At 71.6% G+C, this 22,813-nt stretch carries 16 protein-coding genes; 7 read left to right on the plus strand and 9 right to left on the minus strand.

Features of this window, described 5'->3' with window-relative positions; translation table 11 throughout:
- The first annotated feature begins 59 nt into the window (after positions 1-59).
- Together ACH4EB_RS24500 and ACH4EB_RS24505 are read left to right on the plus strand one after the other, a co-directional pair.
- Positions 60-1,382: a PspC domain-containing protein gene (locus tag ACH4EB_RS24500; protein ID WP_398349742.1), complete on the plus strand. Its 1,323-nt coding sequence runs from the start codon at positions 60-62 to the stop codon at positions 1,380-1,382.
- Positions 1,383-1,548: 166 nt separating this feature from the next.
- Complete coding sequence (locus tag ACH4EB_RS24505) at positions 1,549-2,361, plus strand: LuxR C-terminal-related transcriptional regulator (RefSeq protein ID WP_398349940.1); 813 nt, start codon at positions 1,549-1,551, stop codon at positions 2,359-2,361.
- A 1,523-nt stretch (positions 2,362-3,884) separates the two neighbouring features.
- Here ACH4EB_RS24505 and ACH4EB_RS24510 read toward each other — a convergent pair.
- Positions 3,885-4,766 (minus strand): hypothetical protein, encoded by an 882-nt coding sequence (locus tag ACH4EB_RS24510; RefSeq protein WP_398349743.1) that lies wholly within the window; start codon positions 4,764-4,766, stop codon positions 3,885-3,887.
- Between the two features lie 398 nt (positions 4,767-5,164).
- Positions 5,165-6,091, minus strand: coding sequence for a serine hydrolase (locus ACH4EB_RS24515; RefSeq protein ID WP_398349744.1), 927 nt, complete (start codon positions 6,089-6,091; stop codon positions 5,165-5,167).
- Between the two features lie 201 nt (positions 6,092-6,292).
- Here ACH4EB_RS24515 and ACH4EB_RS24520 point away from each other — a divergent pair, with 201 nt between their 5' ends.
- Positions 6,293-6,463 carry a hypothetical protein gene (locus ACH4EB_RS24520; RefSeq protein WP_398349745.1) on the plus strand — a complete coding sequence of 57 codons (171 nt, stop codon included), beginning with the start codon at positions 6,293-6,295 and terminating at the stop codon, positions 6,461-6,463.
- A 5-nt stretch (positions 6,464-6,468) separates the two neighbouring features.
- Here the strand turns inward: ACH4EB_RS24520 and ACH4EB_RS24525 are convergent, their stop codons facing one another.
- Both ACH4EB_RS24525 and ACH4EB_RS24530 read right to left on the minus strand, forming a co-directional pair.
- Positions 6,469-7,038, minus strand: a complete 570-nt coding sequence (locus ACH4EB_RS24525; protein ID WP_398349746.1) for a TetR family transcriptional regulator C-terminal domain-containing protein — start codon at positions 7,036-7,038, stop codon at positions 6,469-6,471.
- Between the two features lie 291 nt (positions 7,039-7,329).
- Positions 7,330-8,565 carry a serine hydrolase domain-containing protein gene (locus tag ACH4EB_RS24530; RefSeq protein WP_398349748.1) on the minus strand — a complete coding sequence of 412 codons (1,236 nt, stop codon included), beginning with the start codon at positions 8,563-8,565 and terminating at the stop codon, positions 7,330-7,332.
- 470 nt (positions 8,566-9,035) lie between these two features.
- On the opposite strand from ACH4EB_RS24530, the gene ACH4EB_RS24535 reads away from it, so the two are divergent.
- On the plus strand, positions 9,036-10,160 hold the full coding sequence (locus tag ACH4EB_RS24535) for an alpha/beta hydrolase (protein WP_398349942.1): 1,125 nt from the start codon (positions 9,036-9,038) through the stop codon (positions 10,158-10,160).
- A 95-nt stretch (positions 10,161-10,255) separates the two neighbouring features.
- Here the strand turns inward: ACH4EB_RS24535 and ACH4EB_RS24540 are convergent, their stop codons facing one another.
- On the minus strand, positions 10,256-11,026 hold the full coding sequence (locus ACH4EB_RS24540) for a GNAT family N-acetyltransferase (protein ID WP_398349749.1): 771 nt from the start codon (positions 11,024-11,026) through the stop codon (positions 10,256-10,258).
- 646 nt (positions 11,027-11,672) lie between these two features.
- Between ACH4EB_RS24540 and ACH4EB_RS24545 the strand changes: the two genes are divergently transcribed.
- The gene (locus ACH4EB_RS24545; RefSeq protein ID WP_398349750.1) at positions 11,673-12,026 is read left to right on the plus strand and encodes a hypothetical protein; all 354 of its coding nucleotides are present in this window, start codon (positions 11,673-11,675) and stop codon (positions 12,024-12,026) included.
- A gap of 122 nt (positions 12,027-12,148) precedes the next feature.
- Here ACH4EB_RS24545 and ACH4EB_RS24550 read toward each other — a convergent pair whose 3' ends face one another.
- On the minus strand, positions 12,149-13,333 hold the full coding sequence (locus ACH4EB_RS24550) for an NlpC/P60 family protein (protein WP_398349752.1): 1,185 nt from the start codon (positions 13,331-13,333) through the stop codon (positions 12,149-12,151).
- Positions 13,334-13,997: 664 nt separating this feature from the next.
- Here ACH4EB_RS24550 and pcrA point away from each other — a divergent pair.
- Positions 13,998-16,475: a DNA helicase PcrA gene (gene pcrA, locus ACH4EB_RS24555; RefSeq protein WP_398349754.1), complete on the plus strand. Its 2,478-nt coding sequence runs from the start codon at positions 13,998-14,000 to the stop codon at positions 16,473-16,475.
- A 251-nt stretch (positions 16,476-16,726) separates the two neighbouring features.
- On the opposite strand, the gene ACH4EB_RS24560 is transcribed toward pcrA, so the two are convergent.
- Together ACH4EB_RS24560 and ACH4EB_RS24565 are read right to left on the minus strand one after the other, a co-directional pair.
- Positions 16,727-18,532 carry a peptidoglycan DD-metalloendopeptidase family protein gene (locus ACH4EB_RS24560; protein WP_398349756.1) on the minus strand — a complete coding sequence of 602 codons (1,806 nt, stop codon included), beginning with the start codon at positions 18,530-18,532 and terminating at the stop codon, positions 16,727-16,729.
- A gap of 315 nt (positions 18,533-18,847) precedes the next feature.
- On the minus strand, positions 18,848-19,897 hold the full coding sequence (locus tag ACH4EB_RS24565; protein WP_398349758.1) for an esterase/lipase family protein: 1,050 nt from the start codon (positions 19,895-19,897) through the stop codon (positions 18,848-18,850).
- 427 nt (positions 19,898-20,324) lie between these two features.
- Here ACH4EB_RS24565 and ACH4EB_RS24570 point away from each other — a divergent pair, with 427 nt between their 5' ends.
- Complete coding sequence (locus ACH4EB_RS24570; protein ID WP_398349759.1) at positions 20,325-20,735, plus strand: cobalamin B12-binding domain-containing protein; 411 nt, start codon at positions 20,325-20,327, stop codon at positions 20,733-20,735.
- 146 nt (positions 20,736-20,881) lie between these two features.
- Here the strand turns inward: ACH4EB_RS24570 and ACH4EB_RS24575 are convergent, their stop codons facing one another.
- The gene (locus ACH4EB_RS24575) at positions 20,882-22,672 is read right to left on the minus strand and encodes a DUF5691 domain-containing protein (protein ID WP_398349760.1); all 1,791 of its coding nucleotides are present in this window, start codon (positions 22,670-22,672) and stop codon (positions 20,882-20,884) included.
- Positions 22,673-22,813 lie beyond the last annotated feature (141 nt).

Below are 22,813 nucleotides of genomic sequence, written 5' to 3' on the forward strand. Positions count from 1 at the left end.
GGGGATCCTCAGGGTCCACCCTGATGCCTCACCCCTGCTCACGTGTGACGATCGGTGTCATGACCACCGCGCCGACCCGGCCCGAGGCGAGCTACGCCCCGGCGCCCGACCCCGACGACCCGCCCCCGCGCAGGCTCTACCGCAGCGCCGACGGCCGGATGCTCGGCGGCGTCGCGCGGGGGCTGGCCGGGCACCTGGGCCTGCCGGTCTCCTGGGTACGGGTCGTATTCGTCGCGCTGTTCATGGCCGAGGGCATGGGCGCGCTGCTGTACGCGGCCTTCTGGTTCGTCGTGCCACTGGGCGTCGGCGGCGTGGACGCGGCCCGGGCGAGTGCGTCCGGCACCGCCCCCGGCCGCCTGGCGTGGGGCCGCAAGGGCCGCGCGGCGGGTGGCCGCAAGGCCGACAAGGGTCAGTTCTTCGCGCTGCTCACGCTGCTCGGCGGCGCGGCCGTCGTCGCGTCCCGGTTCGAGCTGGGCCGGGCCAACGCCTACGTGTGGCCGGTCCTGCTGATAGGCGCGGGCGTCGCGCTGGTCTGGCGCCAGGCGGACAACGCGCGGCGCGCGCAGTGGCTGGAGATGGGCCGCCGCAAGGCCCTGCTGCCGGTCGTGCGGGGCGCGGCCGGTGTGGTCCTGGTCGGCGTCGGCGTGACCGGCATCGTGGTGCTCCAGGGTTCGGTGCGCCACCTCGGCTCGGTGCTCCAGGCCGCCCTCGCGGTCCTGGTCGGCATCGCGCTGCTCGCGGGCCCGTATCTCGTACGCATGACGCAGGACCTGTCCGAGGAGCGCCTGATGCGCATCCGCGCGCAGGAACGCGCCGAAGTCGCCGCCCACGTCCATGACTCCGTCCTGCACACCCTCACCCTGATCCAGCGCAACGCGGAGGACCCCCGCGAGGTGGCCCGCCTCGCCCGCGCCCAGGAGCGCGAACTGCGCGCCTGGCTCTACAAGCCGGAGGGCCGCGGCAAGGACGAGGAGCAGGAGCCGGACACCCTCGCCGAGGCCATACGCAAGTCAGCGGCCGAGGTCGAGGACCACCACGGCGTGCCGATCGAGGTCGTGGTCGTCGGTGACTGCCCGCTGGACGAGCGGCTGGGCGCGCAGATGCAGGCCGCGCGCGAGGCGATGGTCAACGCGGCCAAGTACGGTGGCGAGGGCGGCGCCGTGCAGGTGTATGCCGAGGTGGAGGGCCGTACGGTCTTCGTCTCCGTACGGGACCGGGGCCCCGGCTTCGACCTGGACGCGGTCCCCGACGACCGCATGGGCGTACGGGAATCCATCATCGGCCGGATGCAGCGCAACGGCGGCACGGCCCGGCTGCGCTCCGCGCCGGACGGCGGGACCGTGGTCGAGCTGGAGGCGGAGCGCCTGCCGGATGACGGATGATGAGATGGCGGCGCGCGCCGCCGACGGGCTGACACCAACGCCCGCCCCGGCGCCGAGGCCCGCACCGACACCAAGGCGAACGCCCCATGCGAACGCCAACGACAACGCCAATGACAACGCCAATGACAACGCCAATGACAACGCCAATGAGGGACGGACGGACGAGATGAGCAGCGACGCCGCACAGGGTGGCCGGACCAGCGGCCCGTCCGCCGGCCCGACCGGTGGCCAGGCCGGCGCCCCGACCGGTGGCCGGACCACTGGTGCGACCAATGACCAGGCCGCCGGCCAGGGCAGCGACGGGCCCGCCGGCCCGGCCCGCACGGTACGGGTCGTCCTCGTCGACGACCACCGCATGTTCCGTACGGGCGTTCAGGCCGAGATCGGCCGCACCGACGAGACCGGTGTGGAGGTCGTCGGCGAGGCCGCCGACGTCGACCAGGCCGTCACGGTCATCACCGCCACCCGCCCCGAGGTCGTCCTGCTGGACGTGCACCTGCCGGGCGGCGGCGGTGTCGAGGTGCTGCGCCGCTCCGCCACGATGATGGCCGACCCCGAACGCCCCGTGCGTTTCCTGGCGCTGTCCGTGTCGGATGCCGCCGAGGACGTCATCGGGGTCATCCGCGGCGGCGCCCGTGGCTACGTCACCAAGACGATCACCGGTACGGACCTGGTCGACGCGGTCTTCCGCGTCTCCGACGGCGACGCGGTCTTCTCCCCGCGCCTGGCCGGCTTCGTACTGGACGCCTTCGCCTCCACGGATGCCCCGCCGGTCGACGAGGACCTGGACCGCCTCACCCAGCGCGAGCGCGAGGTGCTGCGCCTGATCGCCCGTGGCTACGCCTACAAGGAGATCGCCAAGCAGCTCTTCATCTCCGTCAAGACGGTCGAGTCGCACGTCTCGGCGGTGCTGCGCAAGCTCCAGCTCTCCAACCGGCACGAGCTGACCCGGTGGGCCACGGCCCGGCGGTTGGTCTGACACCCACGGCGAGGAAGGCCGGGGCGCACTAGCCGGTCAGACCTGTCCGCCCGTTCAAAAAGCCCCGGCCGGCCCCCAACTCGCCCTCTCCCATTGCGCCTGGGCGGCCTTCGTCCCCATAGTCTCCGGGGCTTGAGCTTCGGGCCCCGGGGGGCGGGCGTCGAGCCCCTTATTCGAGGAACGGGTGGGTCGGCACAACCCACCCGCCCTCCCAACCCCCGCACACACCTGCGCGGATGACGTTCCGCGACCGGCTTGCAACCGGTCGTCGCCACCCTCTGGGTTCGCCGCAGCAAGCAGTGCTTGCCCAACAAACAACCCCGGCCGGTGCTACCAACACCGAACCGGGGCCTGACCTCCAAGATCGAAAAGAGCGATCTCGTGGCTGACACCAAACTTACTACGGCGCCCTGCGCGCCCGCCGCCTCCCCCCGGCCTCGCCCCCATCCCCGCGCCGCCGCCGGCTACGGCACACGCTCCGCCCCGGACCAGGCGCGCCCACGGCCAGGGGACTTCTCCGCCCTCCCCGAACGCGAAGCGTTCCTCGCCGCGTTCATCGACCGGCTTCCGGACGGCGCCGCCATGGACGTCAAGACTCTCGCCGCCGCCCAGCCCCGCTACGGCCAGCAAGCCGTCCGCTCCGCCCCCACCCAGCTCTCCACGGCAGGCCACCTGCGCCGAGTCCAGGAGACCGTCGGCAACGGCCGCTCCCAGTGGGTCTACCGCACGTACTTCACCCGCACCGCCCGCAGCGACACCTGGTGGCATCACTTCCTGGCAGGCGACACACCCCCACAACTTCAACCAGACGAGCGACCCCACTCCCTCCCGCCGGGCCCGCCCCTCTCGCCCGCCTCCCCCTCCCGGCCGCCAAGACCCCGCCCGCTCCCGGGCCGCCCCCACCTCCGGCCGCCCCCGGGACGCCGCCCCCACTGCCCGCCGCCCCGCCACGAGTCGCCGTACCCCCGGCCCGCCCGGAAGCCCGTACCGGCCCCCACCCGGCGCCCCCGGCAACCTCCCCCGCGTACGCGGCCCTCGCCGCCCTCGGCGCCGCCGACCCCCGCATGATCCTCTCCGCCGCCGAATGTGCCGCCCTCGAAGATTCCGCCGCCGAATGGCTGGCCCGACGCGTGCCGAGCGACCACCTCATCACCGCCCTCACCGCCGGCCTGCCACCCGAAGTCCACTCCCCGGGCGCCCTCGCCCGCACCCGCCTCACCGACAAACTCCCCCCGGCCCCGCCCCGACAGCCCCAAGCCGCCCCCGTCACCCGCATCCTGGAGTGCACCGAGTGCGGCGTACCGGGCCGCCCCGAAGCCCTCCCCGGCGACCTCTGCCGCCTCTGCCGAGGCGACACTCCGCCTCCGGGCCCCACCACCCCCCGTTCCCGAACCAAAGCCGACCGCACCCACCACTACGCCAGCCTCTGCCGAAAGCAGAGCAAGAAAGCAAGGCCGGCGACCAGTTGACCCTGTCGACCCTGCCGACCCTGACGACTCGGGATCAGCCTGTCTCGACAGTGGTCACACTTCCGCCGACGGCTGCTGAATCTCCCGCACCTGAGTGGCCCGCTCGTCCACGTCACCGCTGACAGCATCCACGTGAACCGGCTCGAACCGCATACGCGGATCATCGGCGACAAAGCCGACCACCCACTGCGTACGCCAGTGCCCGTCCCGCCGGGCGGCCGGCAGCTCGGTCTCGGCCGGGCGTACATGCGCCGCACCCTTGGACCGCTCGATGTGAGCGAGAGCCGTCCTCCCGGCGGTCTCCTTGTCGATCTCGCTCGGCGGCAGGGAGGCCGGGTCCGGGGTCGTGTTGATCAGCATCCGCGAGACGCGGCCCGCCACGTTGATCTGCACGTCCATCCGCATCGGCATCAGCACACCCGCCGGGCTGCGACGATGCCAGCCGACGACCCGGCCCCGCTCCGTCTTCTCACCCGTCGGCGTCACCCGGACATCGGCACCCCGCAGTTGGGCGGGACAGTGCTGCTGCACGTAGCCATCGGCGATGGTCTTGGCATCCCGACCGTTGCGCGGCCTTTCCGTGACCCCGGGGGCCGGGAAACTGTTCTCGGTGGTGACAGCCGAACTCTCGAAGGTGACATCGGGCTGGGACGTGTCCGGCCAGGACACCTGAGCGGAGCCCCGGTCCATGCTGATGAGCAGTTGGTCCGGCACGTCTTGCGTACCGGTCTGCCGCTGGACGTTCGCAATCGCATAGCGATCTCCGAAGACCTGCCGGATGACCTTGGTCGCGGCGGACTGTTCCTCGCTGCCGGTCATCTGCAAGCTGGTGGCGTCGACGGCAGTGGGAGTGGCCCAGGCGGACCACACCACCGCGGCGCACCTCAGACCGACGGCCTCACCGGTGGCGGTGTGGCGCGCGTAGGCCCCCGGCATGATCTTCCGGTGGCCGGTGAGGTGCAGGACGGCCCAGGCGGCCAGGGCAGCCCCGACGACTCCCGGGCCCGGCGCTCGGCAGGTACAGCGTCAGGGCGAGTTCGGCTGTGACCGAAGCGGCGAACGCCGCGCAGGACCAAGGTGACCGAGCGGCGCGCCGCCCGAGCACATACCCTGCGGCCGCTGCGATGAGGACGGCGATCAGCCCGCTGATGATGAAGCCAGCCTGATCCTGAAAGATTGCCGCGAGCACGGGCGGAGCACCAGTCCTGGGAAGGATTACCGGCGACCCGCCCGGAGCGGGCCGCCGGAAAACGGTCAGTTGGCACAGCGGGCGAGGGAAGCCTGGTGTGTCCGCTGGCCGGCCACGCCGCCCCGCCGACGTCAGGACGCCCCGGTTACCTGCCGGAGTTCTCGGGGACCAATGAACCGTCAGAGGCGGCAGGCAGACGTGCTTGGCTGTACAGGGCCCGGCCGTCGCCAGGGTCGGTGTTGCTGCCGGTGCTGGTCCCGGCTCCGGCTTCGCCTTCGGCCCCGGCCCCGGCCCCGGCCCCGGCCCCGGCCTCGCCTCCGGCCCCGGCCCCGGCCCCGGTGAGATTCGTGTGCACCTCGCGGGCGATGCCCTCGATCACGGCCACGCTGGCATCCATGCTGGGGTGGTCGGCGCTCAGGACCACGAGCCCGTAGTCGTATCCCCGACCGGTGAACGCGCCGACGCTGTGGACTCGCCACCCGCCCCCGGTGCGTTGCAGCCACCCGTTCTTGACGTGGACCGTCGCCCCGCGCGGCGCTCCGGCGGGCACGCCCCAGCGCTGGTCGGGAACGACTCGGTTCATCAAGTCGAGTGCGTACGCGCGGGAGTTGTCGTCGAGGACGGAGTTCGCGGCGGTGAGCAGGGCCATCAGCGTGAGCTGGTCGGAGGCGTTGATCTGGGTCAGCCCCCAGTAGCCGTCCGGGTCGGGAACGGTGTGCTTCATGCCTGCGAGGCTCAGGAACGCCTGGATACGGGGGAGCCCCAACCGCCTCCACAGGGCGGTCGTCGCGTCATTGTCCGAGACGGTGATCATCTTTGTCGCGAACGCGCTTTCGGTCGGGGTGAGTTCGCGGTGCTCGTCCTGGGCCTGGCGGAGGAGCGCGCCCAGAACGATGGTCTTGACCACACTCGCCGAGTCGTACTGCCGGTCCGCGTCGTAGGCGCACTTCGTGTCGGTCGTGCGGTCATAGAGGGCGACCGATGTGTGGCCCTTGGCGCCGGAGGGTTTCACCGCCGCCGTGATGTCCTTGGTCAGTCGGTCGGCGAGGCCGGCCTTTGCGGACGTGCACACCACGTGCGGGCCCGTCCGGCCATCCTCCGTTCCGGGGGCCGCACTTGCCGGGACGGCAGCGGCGAGGACGGAAGAGAGAGCTGCGGCGCCCACGGTGAACGCCGAAGCTCTGGAATGACGTCCGGGTATCGCGAAGATTTTCGGAAGCATGGTGCGCATCCTGTCCGACGCCCCACCCCCTCGCTTCGGGCAGGGTGCCGCATGGGCAAGATCGAACACCGCTCGCGAACGCCCTTACATCAGGCATTCGGCAAGCGCGGCCTGTCCGGGGCCGACCGCGTGTCTGCCTGGGCCGACGGCATCGACCTGCGTATCCGCCGGCCCTTCGAACGCGGCCACCGCGGCGAAAGGCCCGGGCTCGGCGTTGCGTAGCCACGTCAACTGATCTCCAGGTCTTGGCAGTGATCCGACCCGTTAGCCGAAGGGCCACTGAGCAAGATCAGGCGCAGGGAGGCAGCACAAGGGTGCTGAGGTCGGTGCGGCGAGCCCGGTTCAACGGGCGTCGACAGTTCGCCCAGGTGCGTGAGCAGTACATCGTTACAGGCCCGCGGGCTCAGGATCTCGGGGTGCAGGACGGCGCTGAGGCCGAGTCCGTCGAGGAGCGCGGCCAACCGTTCGGTCTCGATGTGGAGGTCGATGCCGGGGCCCAGGGCGACTGATGCGTCGAGCCGGTCGAGCACGCGCCGCACCAGGCGTCTCGTGCCTTCGGCGACCCGGCGCGACAGGTCGCCGAAGGCCGGGCTGGTGCGGGCGGCCACGTCGAAGTCCAAGAAGACGGTGACCTCGGCACGGCGGCGTTCGTCGAGGGGGCGGAGCTCGGCCAGGAGTCCGGCTGCGAGGCGGAGCTGTTCCGGGCGGGGGTGACTGCCCAGGTCTCCGATCCGCTCAAGGTGTTCGAGCAGTCGGCTCTCGACCCGGTCGAGCATCGACTGCATGGCAAAGCGCATCAGGGCATCCTGGCGCTCGGGATGACAGTGATCTGGCGGAAGGCCGGTCGCAGTAAGGGGCGACTCGACTGAGCCGATGACGCTCAAGCGATCCACGGATCCACGGATCCACGGATCCACGGATCCACGGATCCACGGATCCACGGATCCACGGATCCACGGATCCACGGATCCACGGACCCACGACTATGGGCAATGACGCGTCGTGTGACGGCCTCGTAGAAGTTGGTCAGTGGTCGTGAGGCCGGAGTACGGCCTGCCTCCCGGCTCGGGAATCGTCCACCTGACGCCTCAGGAGGTGGCTGTCCTCCAGGACGTGGAGCGGGTGGGCGGGGTGCCGCACAGGGCTTGGCTCAGGTGTGCGTACTGGGCGTAGTCGATCGGGCCCTGCTTCGGGGTGGTGCCGTCCGCCTCGATTCCGTAGTAGCGCACCAGGTTCGTACCGAGGGAGAGCTGGCGTCGGCCGTCCGGGCTGGAGAGGGACGTGGTCCCGGAGCCCGCGACCAGGCCGTCGTGGCCCCAGAACCGGCCACACGTCGAATCCAGCGAGAGCAGGCCCAGGCCGTAACGCACCTGTGGGGTTCCGGTCGGTACCGTGGTCTGCATCTCGCGCAGCTCGGCCTGGCCGATCAGCTTGCCGGTCAGCAGGGCCCGGAAGAACCGGTTGAGGTCGTCCATCGTCGAGACCAGCGAACCGGCCGTACCGGCCCAGGACATGTCGTAGACACTGAAGTCACGCGGCGGGTCGAACTCCCCGTACAAGCCCTCGTACATCTTGGAGTGCGGTCCGTGCAGTCGGGCCGAGCGCGGGAAGTAGGTGTGCCGCAGCCCGGCCTTGCGTATGACGTGGTCGGTGATGTACTTCTCCGGCGCTCGGCCGGTGACCTCGCGGAGCAGCAACCCGGCGATCACGTAATTGGTGTTGGCGTAGTGGTGGCCCTCGCCGGGCTTGCCCGTGGGGGGCATGTTCAGGCCCAGCCTCGCCAACTCGCGTGGCTCCCACCGGTGGAAGCGCAGCGTCTCGATGTCCTCCGGTTTCCGCCAGATCGCCGAGGCGTAGTCGGCGATGCCGCTGGTGTGGTTGAGCAGCATCCGTACGGTGATCGTGCGGCCGCGCTCACCGGCGACCAGGTCGGGCAGATAGCGGCCGATCGGCGCGTCGAGATCGATGCGGCCCTTGCCGGCCTGCTGGAGCACGGCGGTGGCGGTGAAAGTCTTGGTGATGCTGCCTGTGCGGTGCTGGAGCCACGGGGTCGTGGCGCGGCCGGTCCGCACGTCGGCGACGCCGGAGGCGCCCTGCCAGGACGCGGCACCGTTCCGTACGGCGGAGTAGGCGCCGTACATGCCTGCGTCGTGCAGTTCTTCCAGCGTCCGGTCCAGCGCGGCGCGGTCCAGGCCGGTGTGCGGGGCCGGGGCCGGGGCCGTCGCTGCGGGTGGGGCGGACGGGGTGACCGCCTCGGCCGCCGAGGCCGGCAGGGCCGGTGCCGCCAGGGCCAGGGCGATGGCCGTGGCGGCACCCAGTCTCACCAGTCTTAATCGGCGGCGGCGTCGGCTTGGCGGGGTCGTGAGGTGCTTCGGAGGAGTCAGTGGCACGGTGCGTCTCCGTCGGGTCGTGACCGGCGGGCTCCTGCGGGCCGGTGCCGGTCGTCGGTGCGGGCGATCTCTTCGCTCGACTGCGATTCTGCTGATCGCTGCGCTCCCGGGCATCAGCCTGAGGTACGACTTCGATCACACGTTCGAGTGACGTTTGTCAGGGTTGCCCGGCGCACCCGCCGGCCATCGGCCACACCGCCGGTCGACGGCTGTGACCCGGACCACGATGTCCGTACGCGACGAAGGGTCCGGCCGAAGAAGACGAAGGTCACGGTCGAAGAAGGTGCCCAGGGCCGCAACCGAGACATGTCGGATGACCATCTAATCTTGCGGAGAGGCTCGCTGCCGACGGCAGGGCCAGAACCATGCCCACGCCGCACGAAGCCCTGGAAGCGAGATCCCCGATGAGCCTGACGGGCACGCCCTTCTTCCTCACTGCGATCGCGCTGCTGGTCATCGCGGTCGTGCTGCCGTTCGCGCTGTGGAGCCGTATCCGCGGCCCTCGGATCGTGCGCGCGCTGGCACGCCTGGGCATGCTGCTGTTCGCGCAGGCCACCGCGATCACCCTCGTGTTCGTGGCCGTCAACAACGCCAACAGCCTCTACGACAACTGGGACGACCTGCTCGGCACCTCCGACCACGTCGAAGCCGCCAAGGACCTCGGGCCGGACGGCCTGGGCGGGCTGAAGCTGAAGGACGAGCCCAAGCAACGGGTGAATTTCGGGCCGCCGAAGGACTCCGTGGTCGGGCCCGGCGTCCAGGAGGGCGAGTTCAAGGGGCGGATCTCGGGTGTGAGCGGCGAGGTGTACGTGTGGCTGCCGCCGCAGTACGACGACCCGGCGTACCGGAACAAGAAGTTCCCCGTCGTGCAGATGCTGCCCGGGTTCCCCGGCTCCGCCAAGTCCTGGATGGGTACGCTGAAGGCGCCCGAGCAGCTCAAGCCGCTGATGGAGCGGGGCAAGATCAAGCCCTTCATCCTCGTCGCGCCGCGCACCACCCTCCTGGGCAGCGCGGACACCGGCTGCGTCAACATCCCGGGGAAGGCGAACGCCGACAGTTGGCTGAGCGTCGACGTACGTCAGATGGTGATCGACAACTTCCGGGCCGAGGACAAGGCGGAATCCTGGGCGCTGGCGGGCTACTCGGCGGGCGCGCACTGCGCCGCCAAGCTGGCCCTGGCCCACCCGGACCGCTACCGCGCCGCCGTCAGCCTCTCCGGCTTCAACGACCCGAAGCTGGAGCCCGCCTCGCTCGCCGGCAAGGACCCCAAGCTCCGTGTCGAGAGCAACCCGGTCAACATCCTCAAGTCCGCCAACAAGGCGGGCAAGCCGCCGCGTACCGCGCTCTTCGTCTCCGGCGCGTCCGGTGACGGCTACGAGGCCGGGCTCGCCCTCAAGCAGCTCGCCATGAAGCCGACCACGGTCAAGGTGAAGCTGATACCGCCGGGCGCGGGCGGCCACGGCACGGCCGTGTGGAAGAACCAGATCCCGGAGGTCTTCCGGTGGCTGAGCGGCGTGGTCACGTCCTGAGGGGCGGGGAGGCCGGGGCGGGTCCGGGGTGCGTGGCCACGTCCTGAGGGGTGGGGCGTCGGGCTGCGTCCGGGCTGCGGAATCAAACTGCGGGATCACGTCCCGACGGTCGGGGGCGCCTGGCCGCGTCCGGGCGGCGTGGAGCCGGGCGCGGGAACCGGCGGCGTGGAGTCGGGACCGGGCGGCGTGGAGCCGGGGCCGGGGACCGGTGGTGTGGGGTGGGGCCCGGGGGCCGGTGGCGCGGGGATGCGGGCGGCCGTGACGGGGGCGTGTGACTGCCAGCCCAGGGAGCGGTAGAGATTCTGCCCCGCTGGGCTGGCCACCAGGATGCCCTGGGTGGCGCCCAGTTCGACTGCGTGCGCGGAGAGCGCGTTCATGACGAGGGTGCCCAGACCGCGTCTGCGGTGCTCGACGCTGGTGTTGATCATGTCGTAGATCACTGCGGGTGGCGTGGCGGTGTCGGTGACCGCGGCCCGGCCCCGGGCGGCGAGGCCGCCGGTCGCGGCGTCCTGGACGCGGCAGTCGATGATGCCGGTGCCGTCCCTGTCCACCGTCTCCACCGTGTAGCCGGCCGGGGCCCGGAGGCAGCGGGCCGGGCGCTCGGCCAGTGCGGTCGACATCAGGAACTGCGGCTCGGCGAACTCCCAGCCGGACGGCAGTACGGGGGCGATCACCGCACGCGGGGCGCAGACCTTGATCCACAGGTTGGGGACGGTGATCGAGGCGACGAGACCGCGCAGGACGTTCAGGTCGGCGGTGGGGAAGACATAGCGGCCCGGCTGGTCCGGGAGGCCGATCTCGATGTGGAAGCCGCCGTGTGCGGGGACGGGGGCGGTGGTGCCGCGGCAGCGCGCCCAGCCGTGCACCCAGGTGCGGACGAGGCCCGGGGGAAGGGACTGGAGGGGCGTGAGGGACGGGGGAGGGGAAAGGGGGGATGGGGAAGAACGGGGAGGAGGAGAGGGGAGGGAAGGAGTCGAACCGGCCGTCTCTATAGGGGGGTTGTCTATAGGGAGGTTCATGCGGCCGATCTTAGGCCGGGACTCTGCGCGGGGGCTCGTACCGGACGGACCGGGTGAGCTGAGCGGGCCGGGCGGACCACCTGTACAGGGCCTCGTACCGGACGGCCCGGATGTGACCGTGTGCGGGGCCTCCTACCGGACGGGCGGCCGACCGAGCCGCCCCTCGCCCACAGGCGCCTCCTGGTTGGGTCAGGCGGCGGCCCGTAACAGGGGGAGCGGGCCGCCGCCCTTCCTCTCGGCGGGGACGGCCGACGACCGCCGGGGCGGAATCCGGCGGCGGTGGGGAGTCGGCCGCCTGAGAAAGGACGCTAAACCTCGGCGGTGCGGAAAGGCGGCCGGTTGCCCGGTATTGCTCGGTTCCGGCCCGGTGGCGGCCGCGGGCGCCCGTGTCCGTACGCCTCGGAGACGCGCTGAGCACGGGTTTTGACCGGAGCGCCGGGATAGGCAGACCTGAGTGAGAAGCGATGATATGCGAGGGCTACGATCCCCCACTATGGACGTAGTAACCAAGGTCTTCGTGGGCCTGCACATCATCGGCATCGCCTCGCTGCTCGGTGGCTTCCTGACCCAGATGAAGCCGATGAGCGCGGGCACCGCCCGCTTCACGCCGGCCATGCTGCACGGTGCGCTGACGATGCTGGTGACCGGCGTCGCCCTGGTCGGCCTCAACCAGGCCCAGGACCATTCGCTCGACAACGTCAAGCTCGGCGTCAAGCTCGCCGTACTGGTGGTGATCCTGGGCCTGGTCTACGTGAAGCGCGACGAGGAGAAGGTGGACAAGCCCCTCTTCCTGGCCGTCGGACTGCTGACGGTGGTCAACATCTTCATCGCCCTGCTGTGGACGTGAGCGGCGGAGCCTGTTGAGCGGCGGAACCTGACGCGTGGCGGACCTGACGCGCGGCAGAACCCGACGAAGGCCGCGGGGCCCGTGCCCCGCGGCCCTCGTCTCATGTCGGCGACGGCCTGCGCCTACGCGGGCCGCACGCTCCCGTAGATCGGCATGTAGTAGATCGACTCGACCCGCACGCTCGCGCCGGGCTTCGGCGCGTGGATCATCTTGCCGCCGCCGATGTACATGCCGACATGGCTGATGTCGTTGTAGAAGAACACCAGGTCACCCGGCTTCAGATCATCGGTCGCCACCCGGTCGCCGGTCTTCACCTGATCCCATGTGGTGCGCGGCAGCGAGACACCCGCCGCCTTCCAGGCCGCCTGCGTCAGGCCGGAGCAGTCGTACGAGTTCGGGCCGGTCGCGCCCCAGACGTACGGTTTGCCCATCTGCGCGCGGGCGAACGCGAGCGCCTTGGCGGCCTTGGTCGCGTACGAACCGTCGTCGGCCGTCCCGCCACCGGAGCTGCCGCCGGAGCCACCGTCCGGTGACCCCGAACCGGTGCCCTGTCCCGGAGTGTCGTGCTGCTTGCGGTCCTCCCGCTCCTTGCGCTCCTTCTCGGCCTGCTTGCGCGCCAGCTCCTCGGCCTTGCGCTGGGCTTCGGCCTCCTTCTTGCGCTCCAGTTCCGCCAGCCGCGCCTTCTCCTGGGCGGTCAGCCGCGACAGCAGTTGCCGGGCCTCGGTCAGCTTGTCCTGGACGTCCTTCTTGGACTCCTTCAGGGACGCCTGCGTCTCGGTGAGCCGCTCCAGGCTCCGCGTCGCCTCGGCGCGCTGCCGTACGGCCTTGGCCTGCTGCTCCTGGTAGTCCGTGACGACCTGCTGCTGCCGGCCGGAGAGTCGGTCCATGAGGTGGCTGCGGTCGACGAACTGCTGCGGGTCCTGGGCCAGGAGGAGCTGCGCGGTCGGGCTGATGCCACCGCCCCGGTACTGCGCCGAGGCATAGGTGCCCAGCTCACGCCGGGCGTCGTTCATCTTCTGGGTGCGCCGGGCGGTGTCGTCCAGGAGGCGGTCGACGGTGCTGCGTCGCTCGTCGGCCTGCTCCTTGGCGGCGTTGTACTGCTGTGTCGCCGCCTCGGCCTGGCGGTAGAGGTCGTCGACCTTCTGCTTGACCTCTTCGATGCTCTGCCGGGGCTGGCGCGGCGCGGCCTCGGCGGTCTGGGAGAGCAGGGTGACGGAGGCGAGGGCGGCGGTGGTGAGCCCGGCGGCCGTACGGCGGCTTCCGGGGGAGGCGAGTATGCGGGTGCGCGGCTTGCGATGCGACGTCAAGGCCGGCGACTCCTTCCGTGGACCGCCTACGGGGTGAGCGGTGGGGCCCTCCCGGGCCGCTCGGGCACTGGGGTGGGCCTCGCCCAGGCTGTTCAGGCACTGGGCGAGGGTTCGGGTGCGTAACGGAAGGCTTGCCCTACGGCCCGTACGGTCGCGGGAGAGGCCCTGGAGGCGGTGCCCCGAGGTGCCTCTCGCCGTGTGCCGTACCGGCCGATTCACCCCGGTGGTACGTGTGGGTCCCCGGCTCCGGCTGCCTGGTGGCAGGGCCGGACTCGGCGGGGGCGGCCCGTGCGGACGCTGTCGACCGCGGGGACGCGGGCTGCCCGAGCGAGCACGGTAGCCAACCCGTGTGGCCCCTGTGAAGGCTGATGTTCGATTTGCCCGAAACCTTTTCGTTATCTGACCGCGTCCTCGGCGTGTCCGGGGTGTGGTGTGGCCCACTTCTGTCCGTACGGGGTCGATTCGGGAGACGTACGGGATGTACGGGATGTACGGGGGCGTACGGGTGCGGAAGCCCACCGTGCTTGCTGGGCGTGCGGGCACGGAACCCGTCCCCGCATGCCGGGCGCACGGGCCCGGAAGCCCGCCGCGCGTGCTAGGTCACACGATCGGTTTTCCCGGTACGGGGCGGGCTGTCAGTGCGGCGGCCTAGACTCGGTGGGCGATGAGCAGCCTCTTTGACGACAGCTTCCTGGCGGACCTCGAACCCACCGGCGAGGGGCCCCCGCCCCCTCCCGAGGACGCGGACGGCCCGCCTCAGGAGGAGATCCCGGCCGACCTGTTCGGCGGGCGCTTCGACGTGCCCGGCGGCATCCCGCACGCCGTGGGCCCGGGCCGCGATCCGTACTACCGCGACGGCGCCCCCCGCCCCGCGGTGGATCCGGCCGCCCTCCTGGAGGGGCTCAACGACCAGCAGAAGGCCGCCGTGGCGCACACCGGCGGCCCGCTGCTCATCGTCGCCGGCGCCGGCTCCGGCAAGACCCGCGTCCTGACGCACCGCATCGCGCATCTGCTCGGCGCGCGCCGTGTGCACCCGGGCGAGATCCTCGCGATCACCTTCACCAACAAGGCCGCGGGCGAGATGAAGGAGCGCGTCGAGGAGCTGGTCGGCCCGCGGGCCAACGCGATGTGGGTCTCCACCTTCCACAGCGCGTGCGTGCGCATCCTGCGCCGCGAGTCCAAGAAGCTGGGCTTCACGTCGTCCTTCTCGATCTACGACGCGGCCGACTCCAAGCGTCTGATGGCCCTGGTCTGCCGGGACCTGGACCTCGACCCCAAGCGGTTCCCGCCCAAGTCCTTCAGCGCCAAGGTCTCCAACCTCAAGAACGAGCTCATCGACGAGGAGACCTTCGCCCAGCAGGCCGCCGACGGTTTCGAGAAGTCGGTCGCCGAGGCGTACACGATGTACCAGGCCCGGCTGCGCGAGGCCAACGCCCTGGACTTCGACGACATCATCATGACCACGGTCAAACTCCTCCAGGCGTTCCCGGATGTCGCCGACCACTACCGCCGCCGCTTCCGGCACGTCCTCGTGGACGAGTACCAGGACACCAACCACGCCCAGTACACCCTGGTGCGGGAGCTGGTGGGACCGGCCGAGACGGCCGGTGAGCTGTGCGTGGTCGGTGACGCCGACCAGTCGATCTACGCGTTCCGCGGCGCCACGATCCGTAACATCCTCCAGTTCGAGGAGGACTATCCGGACGCCACGACGATCATGCTGGAGCAGAACTACCGCTCCTCCCAGACCATCCTCAGCGCCGCCAACGCCGTCATCGAGCGCAACGAGAACCGCCGCCCCAAGAACCTGTGGACGGACGCCGGCGAAGGCCCCCGCATCACCGGCTACGTCGCCGACACCGAGCACGACGAGGCGCAGTTCGTCGCCGACGAGATCGACCGGCTGACGGACGCGGGCGACGCCAAGGCGGGCGATGTCGCGGTCTTCTACCGCACCAACGCCCAGTCCCGTGTCTTCGAAGAGATCTTCATCCGGGTCGGCCTGCCCTACAAGGTCGTCGGCGGCGTGCGGTTCTACGAGCGCAAGGAGGTCCGCGACGTCCTCGCGTACCTGCGCGTCCTGGCCAACCCCGAGGACACCGTCCCGCTGCGCCGCATCCTGAACGTGCCCAAGCGCGGCATCGGCGACCGCGCCGAGGCCATGATCGACGCACTCTCCGCCCGCGAGAAGATCACCTTCCCGCAGGCGCTGCGCCGGGTCGACGAGGCGTACGGCATGGCCGCCCGCTCCGCCAACGCCGTCAAGCGCTTCAACACGCTCATGGAGGAGCTGCGGACCATCGTCGAGTCCGGCGCGGGCCCCGCCACCGTCCTGGAAGCGGTGCTGGAGCGCACGGGCTACCTCGCCGAGCTACAGGCCTCCACCGACCCGCAGGACGAGACCCGCATCGAGAACCTCCAGGAACTGGCCGCCGTCGCCCTCGAATTCGAGCAGGACCGCGGCGAGGAGAATCCGGGCACCCTCAGCGACTTCCTGGAGCAGGTCGCGCTGGTCGCCGACTCCGACCAGATCCCCGACGAGGAAGAGGACGGTTCCGGCGTCATCACGCTCATGACGCTGCACACCGCCAAGGGCCTGGAGTTCCCCACCGTCTTCCTGACCGGCATGGAGGACGGCGTCTTCCCGCACCTGCGCGCGCTCGGCCAGACCAAGGAGCTGGAGGAGGAGCGGCGCCTGGCGTACGTCGGCATCACCCGCGCCCGCGAACGGCTCTACGTCACCCGCTCGACCATGCGCAGCGCCTGGGGCCAGCCGTCGTACAACCCGCCGTCCCGCTTCCTGGAGGAAATTCCGGAGCAGTACGTCGACTGGCGGCGCACCGGCCCCGCGACGCCCTCCGCGTCGATGGGCGCGATGTCGGGCACGGGCGGCGGGGGCTTCGGCTCCGGCCTGTCCTCGTCGCGTGCGAAGGCGGGGCCGAGCGGCTTCGCGACCCGGCGTGCCAAGGACCGCGAGGTGGTCTCGCTGGCGGTCGGCGACCGCGTCACGCACGACAGCTTCGGGCTGGGCTCGGTCGTCGCGGTCAAGGGCAGTGGCGACAACGCGGAGGCGACGATCGACTTCGGCGGCGAGAAGCCGAAGCGGCTGCTGCTGAGGTACGCGCCGGTCGAGAAGCTCTGACGGGGCTGGTTCGACGCCTCGTGGGGGCCGTTCGGCGCCTGCGGGGCCGTGCGGTGGCCGCGGGGCCGTGCGGTGCCTGCCGACCTGTGCGGTGCCTGTGGGGCCGCCCGGTGTTGTGGGACGTCCGGTGCCTGTGGGGCCGTGTCGTGGGGCCGCTTGGTGCCCGTGGGGCCGTCCGGTGTCCGTGGGGCGCCGGACGGTCTGCTGGTTGTGGGTCGTCGGCTGGTCGTCGGCCGCTTGCTGCCGGCCGGTCAGGTCGGGTTGAGGCCGTGGCTGCGCAGCCACGGCAGCGGGTCGATGGCCGAGCCGCCGGCGGGCCGTACCTCGAAGTGCAGGTGTGGCCCGGTGGAGTTGCCGGAGCTGCCCGAGTAGGCGATCTGGTCGCCGGCCTTGACCTTCCCCGACCGGATCTTGGTGCTGCTGAGGTGGCAGTACCAGGTCTCGGTGCCGTCGGGAGCGGTCACGATCGCCATGTTTCCGTAGGCCGGGTTCCGCTGGGTACGGACGGTGCCGTCCGTGGCGGCCATGACGGGCGTGCCGTAGCCGACCGGGAAGTCGATGCCGGTGTGCACGGACATCCAGTTGACGCCCGCCTGCCCGTACAGGGCGCTCAGCCCGTGCTGCGCGACCGGCAGCGCGAACTTCGGTCGCAGGGCCTCCTTGCGCGCCGCCTCCTCGATCTTGCGCTTCTTCTCCGCGATCTGCCGGGCCTTGAGGTCGATGCGTTCCTGCGTACGGCTCGCCCGGTCGGCGAAGTCGTCGGCGCCCGCGCTCAGGCTGGCGAGCTGGGTGTCGAGCTTGTTGTTGGCCATGGCCGGCTGCACGATCCCGGGGTCCCCGGCGGCCTGCGTCGTCGTACCGTCCTTGGCGCCGTTCTCGGCACCGCTGGTGACGGAGGCGGCGGCCACCGCGCACACGCCCATCGCTGCGACCGACGGCACCGCGACGGTCAGCAGCGCGGAGCGCTTCGCGGTACGGCGGCGGCCGCGGCCGGACGAACCGCCGCCCTGGGCGGCCCGGCGTGAGCGGGAGGCGCGTGCGCCGGGCGCGGAACCGGTGGCGGCGCTGCCGCCGGGAGTGATGTCGGCGGTGTCCGCGGGAGCGCCGTCGTGACCGTCGAAGTCGGCGGCGCCGTCATGGCCGTCAGAGCCGTCGTGTCCTCCGTGTGCCCCATGCTCCCCGTGCCCGTCGTGGCCGGGGAAGCCGACGCCGTCGAAGTCGGGGCCGATGGCCGGGGTGGTCTGGGTGAGGGCCTCGGCGATGGCGGTGGCGCCGAACGGGTCGGCGTGCCGATCCTCGGGGTCGTGCGCGAGCTGGGCGTCGTGCGCGGCGAATCGGTTGTCCGCCGTATCCGGACCCGAAAACGCCTCGTACCCGCCGTAAGCGGACTCGTATTGATCGTTTGTGGTCGGGTACGGGGCGGAATCGTAAGGCTGCCCGGTTCCCGGTGACGGCGCGTACGAGTCGCTCCCGTACTGCCCCAGGCCCGGGATGCCCGGACCGGCCCAAGTCATGGTTTCCCACTGGGAGCTGGCGTCGGCGCCGTAGGGGTGACCCGCCTCCGGAGGACCGGCCTGCGCGGGGATGCCGGTGATCAGGCCCTGCCCGACGGCTCCCCAGACCGCGGTGGTCTCGTAGGCGTCCGGAGCGGCCGGGGCGTCGGCTTCGTAGCCGCCGGTGTCGTACGCGGTGTGGGGGTACGGGTCATAGGCCGCGTCCGGCTGGGCGCCGGTGCCGTGGGCGCCGGAGTCGAACGGCCCGGTGTCATAGGCGCCCCCGGGGTGGGTACCCGGGTCGTAGCCGCCGTCCTGAGCACCGGCGTACGCGGCGTACGCGTCGGTGCCGTACGCGGTGGTGTCGTACGGCGTGGTGTCGTGCGCGCCGGTGGCCTGGTGGCCGGGGAGCGCGCCGAAGTACGGGTCGCCACCGCCGTATGCGGCATGGCCGACCTGGGTGTCCTGATGTCCGTAGGACCCGTAGGCCGGGTAGTGCGCATACGAGGCGTCGGGAGAGGGGACAGCCGGAGCGGGGGACTCCGGTGAGTGACGGTCGTTCACCACCACTTCTCTTTCGCCTCGGCAGCAGGAGAATTAGCGGCGACTGTACCCGGCAGTACGTGACGGCGACAATCTTCGGCAGGTTTCGGGCTTCTCGACAACGGGCATTTGGCCGCCTTTCGGCGGACAGTATGCGCGTTCTTGGCGCCGCGTTCGAAGCGCGTTCGAGGCGGTACGGGGGTACGGAAGTGCGCGCCCGAAGATCGAATGGGCAGGCACGACCTTGGAAAGTGCCCGCGGTGGAGATCGGCCGAGGGGAGGCGGGCGGGGGCAGGGCCCCGAGGTGGAAGCGGGGTGGGGGCGGCCCGGTGGAGGTCAGGCCACCGACGTGGCGGCCGCGCTGCCCTCCGTCTCCTCCTCGGCGCCGAGCGCCTCCCGTATTCCGGCCGCGACCGCGCCGTTGACCGGCAGCGCGAGATGCCCGACACCGGATACCCGAACGCTGCGGGTGATCAAATCCCGGTGATCGATACGCGCGGTCTCGACCGGGACCATCAGTTGGTCCAAGTCGCTCCAGAAGCAGACGAAATGCGTCCGGCAATTCGGTGCGGGCCGCGCCAACTCCGCGATCACGTCGGAATGCGGGCGCATCTGCCGTACGAGCGGGTGGGCCGACATCAACGGCGCGACCCGGGTACCGCCGTGCGGGGTGCCGAGGGTGACCAGGGTGCGCACGCGGAGATCGCCGCCCAGGCGCTGGGCGTAGTAACGGGCGATCAGACCGCCGAGGCTGTGCCCCACCAGGTCGACCCTGGTGTGGCCGGTGCGCTCGCAGATCTGCTCGATGTGGCGGCCCAGCAGCTCGGCCGCCTTGCGCAGGTCGCAGGTGAGCGGGGAGTAGTTGAGCGCCTCCACGTGGCGCCAGCCGTGCCGCAGCAGCGAGCGGCGCAGCAGCACGAAGACGGAGCGGTTGTCGATGAAGCCGTGCAGCAGGAGCACCGGCGGGCGGGCGCGGCCCTGTGTGGGCAGCAGCGTGGGCCGGGCGGAGTGGGTGGGGGTGGTGACGGTGGGCGTGCTGCCTGCGCCGGGGGCGGTTCCGGTGCCCGTACGGCCGCCACCTGGGCCGGCGCCCGTGGTGGGGCCGCCCTCGGTGTCCGTACCGGTGGCGGTTCCGGTGGGGAGGCGGTCATCGGTGAGGCCTCTGTCGGAGAGGCGGTCGTCGGTGAGGCCGCCGATGGTGTCCGGGCCGGTGCCTGCTCCGGGTTCCGGGCCGGCGGGCGTGCCGTGAAGGGCTCTGTGCTGTTCCTGCTGGATGCCCGTCGGATACAGCAGTAGGTGCCCGACGAGGATGGCCAGCTCGACCACCGTCGCACGCAGCAGCGCGGTGGGGCGGGCCAGACAACAGAGAAAGGGCAGGGCCTTCATGGCCGACCTCCCGAATGGCACGCGGGAGACGACTCTGTCCCCCGTGTGCCCTCATGGGCAGCCGTTTCCGGCAACGTACAAGTACGTGAACGAGCTGCTGCACGGACGTACGGATACGAAAGCGGATGCGTTCAACGGCCGGACCTCCGTGCCGCGCGGCTGACGGCGCGGAGGCTCGGCGACCTCACTGCGGCTCCCCGTGCGTCCGTCCCGCCGCATGGAGCGACGCGGAACGCAACGCGTAGCGAACGTGTCCCAACGTGTGATTTCCCCCTCCCTCAGTGTTACGAAACGGCCGGGTACGGGATGCTGGCGATAACGTTCGTTCACGCATGGGGCGGCCGGCGCGGCCGCCATTCGGATGTCGGCCCGGCGGCCCTGCCCCGTGCAGGTGCCGTGTCGTGCCGTGCAGGGCTGGGAGGCAGTGATGGGTGTGCAGGGTCCGATCCGCGTGGTGGTGGCCAAGCCGGGGCTGGACGGCCACGACCGAGGGGCCAAGGTCATCGCGCGGGCGCTGCGCGACGCCGGCATGGAGGTCATCTACACAGGGCTGCACCAGACCCCGGAGCAGGTCGTGGGCACCGCGATCCAGGAAGACGCCGACGCGATCGGCCTGTCCATCCTGTCCGGTGCACACAACACCTTGTTCGCCAAGGTCATAGAACTGCTCAAGGAGCGGGACGCGGCGGACATCAAGGTGTTCGGCGGCGGCATCATCCCGGAGGCGGACATCGCGCCTCTCAAGGAGCTGGGTGTCGCGGAGATCTTCACTCCCGGGGCGACGACCACGTCGATCGTGGAGTGGGTCCGCGCCAACGTCCGGCAGTTGGCGGCCTGAGGCCATACGGGCCATACGGGCCATACGGGCCATACGGGGCAGAGGCGGCGGAAGGGGCCTGGGACCGGCGGCGGGGCCGGATGCGGCCTCGGTCCGGCTGGTGGGGCCGGTCCGGTTTGCGGGGCCGGCTCCGCCCGGGGTCCTGGTCATGGCGCCAGCTCCGCTCGCATCGTGGCGCGCAGCCGTAGCGTGCTCACCAGGCGCTGGAACGCCTCGGACCAGTACCCGACCGCGCCGGGCGAGCCGTCCACCGGCTCGTCCGTCGTCGCCGTGAGCATGGCGAGCCGGTCGGCCGCGTCCGGATCCAGGCACCGCTCGGCCAGGCCCATCACGCCGCTGAAGCTCCACGGGTAACTGCCCGCCTCCCGGGCGATGTCCAGTGCGTCGACCACCGCACGCCCCAGCGGCTCGGACCACGGCACCGCACACACCCCGAGCATCCGGAACGCGTCGGACAGACCGTGGACCGCTATGAATTCCGCGACCCACTGTGCACGTTCGTCCCCGGGCAACACCGTCAGAAGCCGCGCCGGGTCGCGCGACGAACCGGCGGGGGCGCCTGCGGGGGCGGGCGGGGAGGCGGATGTGGGTGTGGATGTGGCGGTGGATGTGGGCGCGGGGGTGATTGGGGTGGCCGGGCCGGTGGCGTCATGCGCGCCGGCGCCTTGCGCGGCGGCTCCCGGGGAGCCGAGCAGGGCCCGTGTCCAGGCCACGTCGCGCTGGCGTACGGCGGCGCGGCACCAGGCGTCGTGCAGCTCGGTACGCCAGCCGTCGGCCACCGGCAGGGCGACGATCTCGGCCGGCTCCCGGCCGCCCAGCCACCCGCTCCAGCACGTCAACGGGGCGGCCTCCAGAAGCTGGCTCAGCCACCACGCGCACTCGCCACGGCCGGTCGGCGGCCTGGGCACCACGCCGTCGCGCTGCATCGCCGCGTCACACTCGCGCGGGGCCTCGACGGCGAGCCCCCAGGCGCCCGTACCGGAGGCGTCCGTACCGGAGGCGTCTGTACCGGAGGCGTCTGTACCGCTCTCCGTGCGGACGAGGGTGACGCAGGCGCGCGCCCGGGCCGCCATCCGCGCGGCCAGCGCGGTGCCGGGCAGGGACGACAGCAACTCGGCGGCCGTACTGCGGACATTGCGGCTGCGGTCGGACAGCGCCTGCTCCAGGAACACCTCGTCGGCCATCGACAGCCCCTCCCGCAGCGAGTCGAGGAACATCAGCCGGTCCTCGGCGCGCTCGCTCGGCCAAGTGGCGGCCAGCAGCGCCAGCCCGGCCGCCGGGTCGCGGCGGCGCAGCGCCGCCAGCAAGGAGACCCGCTCCGCGAACAAACCCTCCTCCCACAAGGCGCGTACGGCCTCCGGCTCGTCGGGTCCGGGCAGCGCGGCCGTGCTCCCGACGCCGCGCAGCGCGAACTTCCACTCGTCGTTGAGCCGCGCCAGCCACAGTGCCCGCGGGCCGGCGAAACCGAGTGCGGCCGCGCGCAGGTCCGTCCGCGCGCGGGCCGCGTCGAGCAGCGCGGGCAGCAGCGCCTCGGGAGCGCGGTAGCCGTGCTGGGCGGCGGCAGCCAGCCATTGCGGCAGCAGCTCGGTCAGGTCGGGGACAGTGCCACGTCGGTGGCCGCCGCCGGTCCCGGCCCGGTCGGCGAGCAGCAGCGCGAGCCGGCGCCGCGCGGCCGGCGGCAGCGGCGGGCGCGGGTCGGCCGGGGCCGGTCCGGGCCGTTCGCGGGCGGGTGCCGGGCGCAGTGCGGCCCGGCGCCGGACCGTGCGCACGGCGGCCGCGTCCAGAAGTGCGGCCGCGGCGCTTCGGCCCTCGCGGGCGGCTACCGGCGGTGTACGGCGTTCCGTACCCAGGAGTGCCGAACTCACCAGCTCCTCCCAGGAGGGCTCGGGCGCGGCAGCGGGGCCGCGGTGGCTTCCGGTGCTGCGTGCTTCGGTCATGGTCTTCCCCCGGATGGTGAATCGGTCATCGGCCTTGGTGCTTGGGCTTGAGGCATGGGCGATTGGGCGATTGGCCGGGCGGCCGGGTTGGCGGACGGTGGTGAGCCTGGCCGGGGCCGGAACTCCGGGCCGGGTGCAGAG

The sequence above is a fragment of the Streptomyces sp. NPDC018045 genome, assembly GCF_044327445.1.
Taxonomy (GTDB): domain Bacteria; phylum Actinomycetota; class Actinomycetes; order Streptomycetales; family Streptomycetaceae; genus Streptomyces.

What these genes read in the sequence shown, in the direction of transcription:
- ACH4EB_RS24570 (WP_398349759.1), top strand. Translation starts at nt 20,325, where the DNA reads ATGGGTGTGCAGGGTCCGATCCGCGTGGTGGTGGCCAAGCCGGGGCTG.
- ACH4EB_RS24510 (WP_398349743.1), bottom strand. Translation starts at nt 4,766, where the DNA reads ATGCCGGGGGCCTACGCGCGCCACACCGCCACCGGTGAGGCCGTCGGT.
- ACH4EB_RS24525 (WP_398349746.1), bottom strand. Translation starts at nt 7,038, where the DNA reads ATGCGCTTTGCCATGCAGTCGATGCTCGACCGGGTCGAGAGCCGACTG.
- ACH4EB_RS24500 (WP_398349742.1), top strand. Translation starts at nt 60, where the DNA reads ATGACCACCGCGCCGACCCGGCCCGAGGCGAGCTACGCCCCGGCGCCC.
- pcrA (WP_398349754.1), top strand. Translation starts at nt 13,998, where the DNA reads ATGAGCAGCCTCTTTGACGACAGCTTCCTGGCGGACCTCGAACCCACC.
- ACH4EB_RS24520 (WP_398349745.1), top strand. Translation starts at nt 6,293, where the DNA reads ATGGGCAAGATCGAACACCGCTCGCGAACGCCCTTACATCAGGCATTC.
- ACH4EB_RS24535 (WP_398349942.1), top strand. Translation starts at nt 9,036, where the DNA reads ATGAGCCTGACGGGCACGCCCTTCTTCCTCACTGCGATCGCGCTGCTG.
- ACH4EB_RS24505 (WP_398349940.1), top strand. Translation starts at nt 1,549, where the DNA reads ATGAGCAGCGACGCCGCACAGGGTGGCCGGACCAGCGGCCCGTCCGCC.
- ACH4EB_RS24575 (WP_398349760.1), bottom strand. Translation starts at nt 22,672, where the DNA reads ATGACCGAAGCACGCAGCACCGGAAGCCACCGCGGCCCCGCTGCCGCG.
- ACH4EB_RS24565 (WP_398349758.1), bottom strand. Translation starts at nt 19,897, where the DNA reads ATGAAGGCCCTGCCCTTTCTCTGTTGTCTGGCCCGCCCCACCGCGCTG.
- ACH4EB_RS24545 (WP_398349750.1), top strand. Translation starts at nt 11,673, where the DNA reads ATGGACGTAGTAACCAAGGTCTTCGTGGGCCTGCACATCATCGGCATC.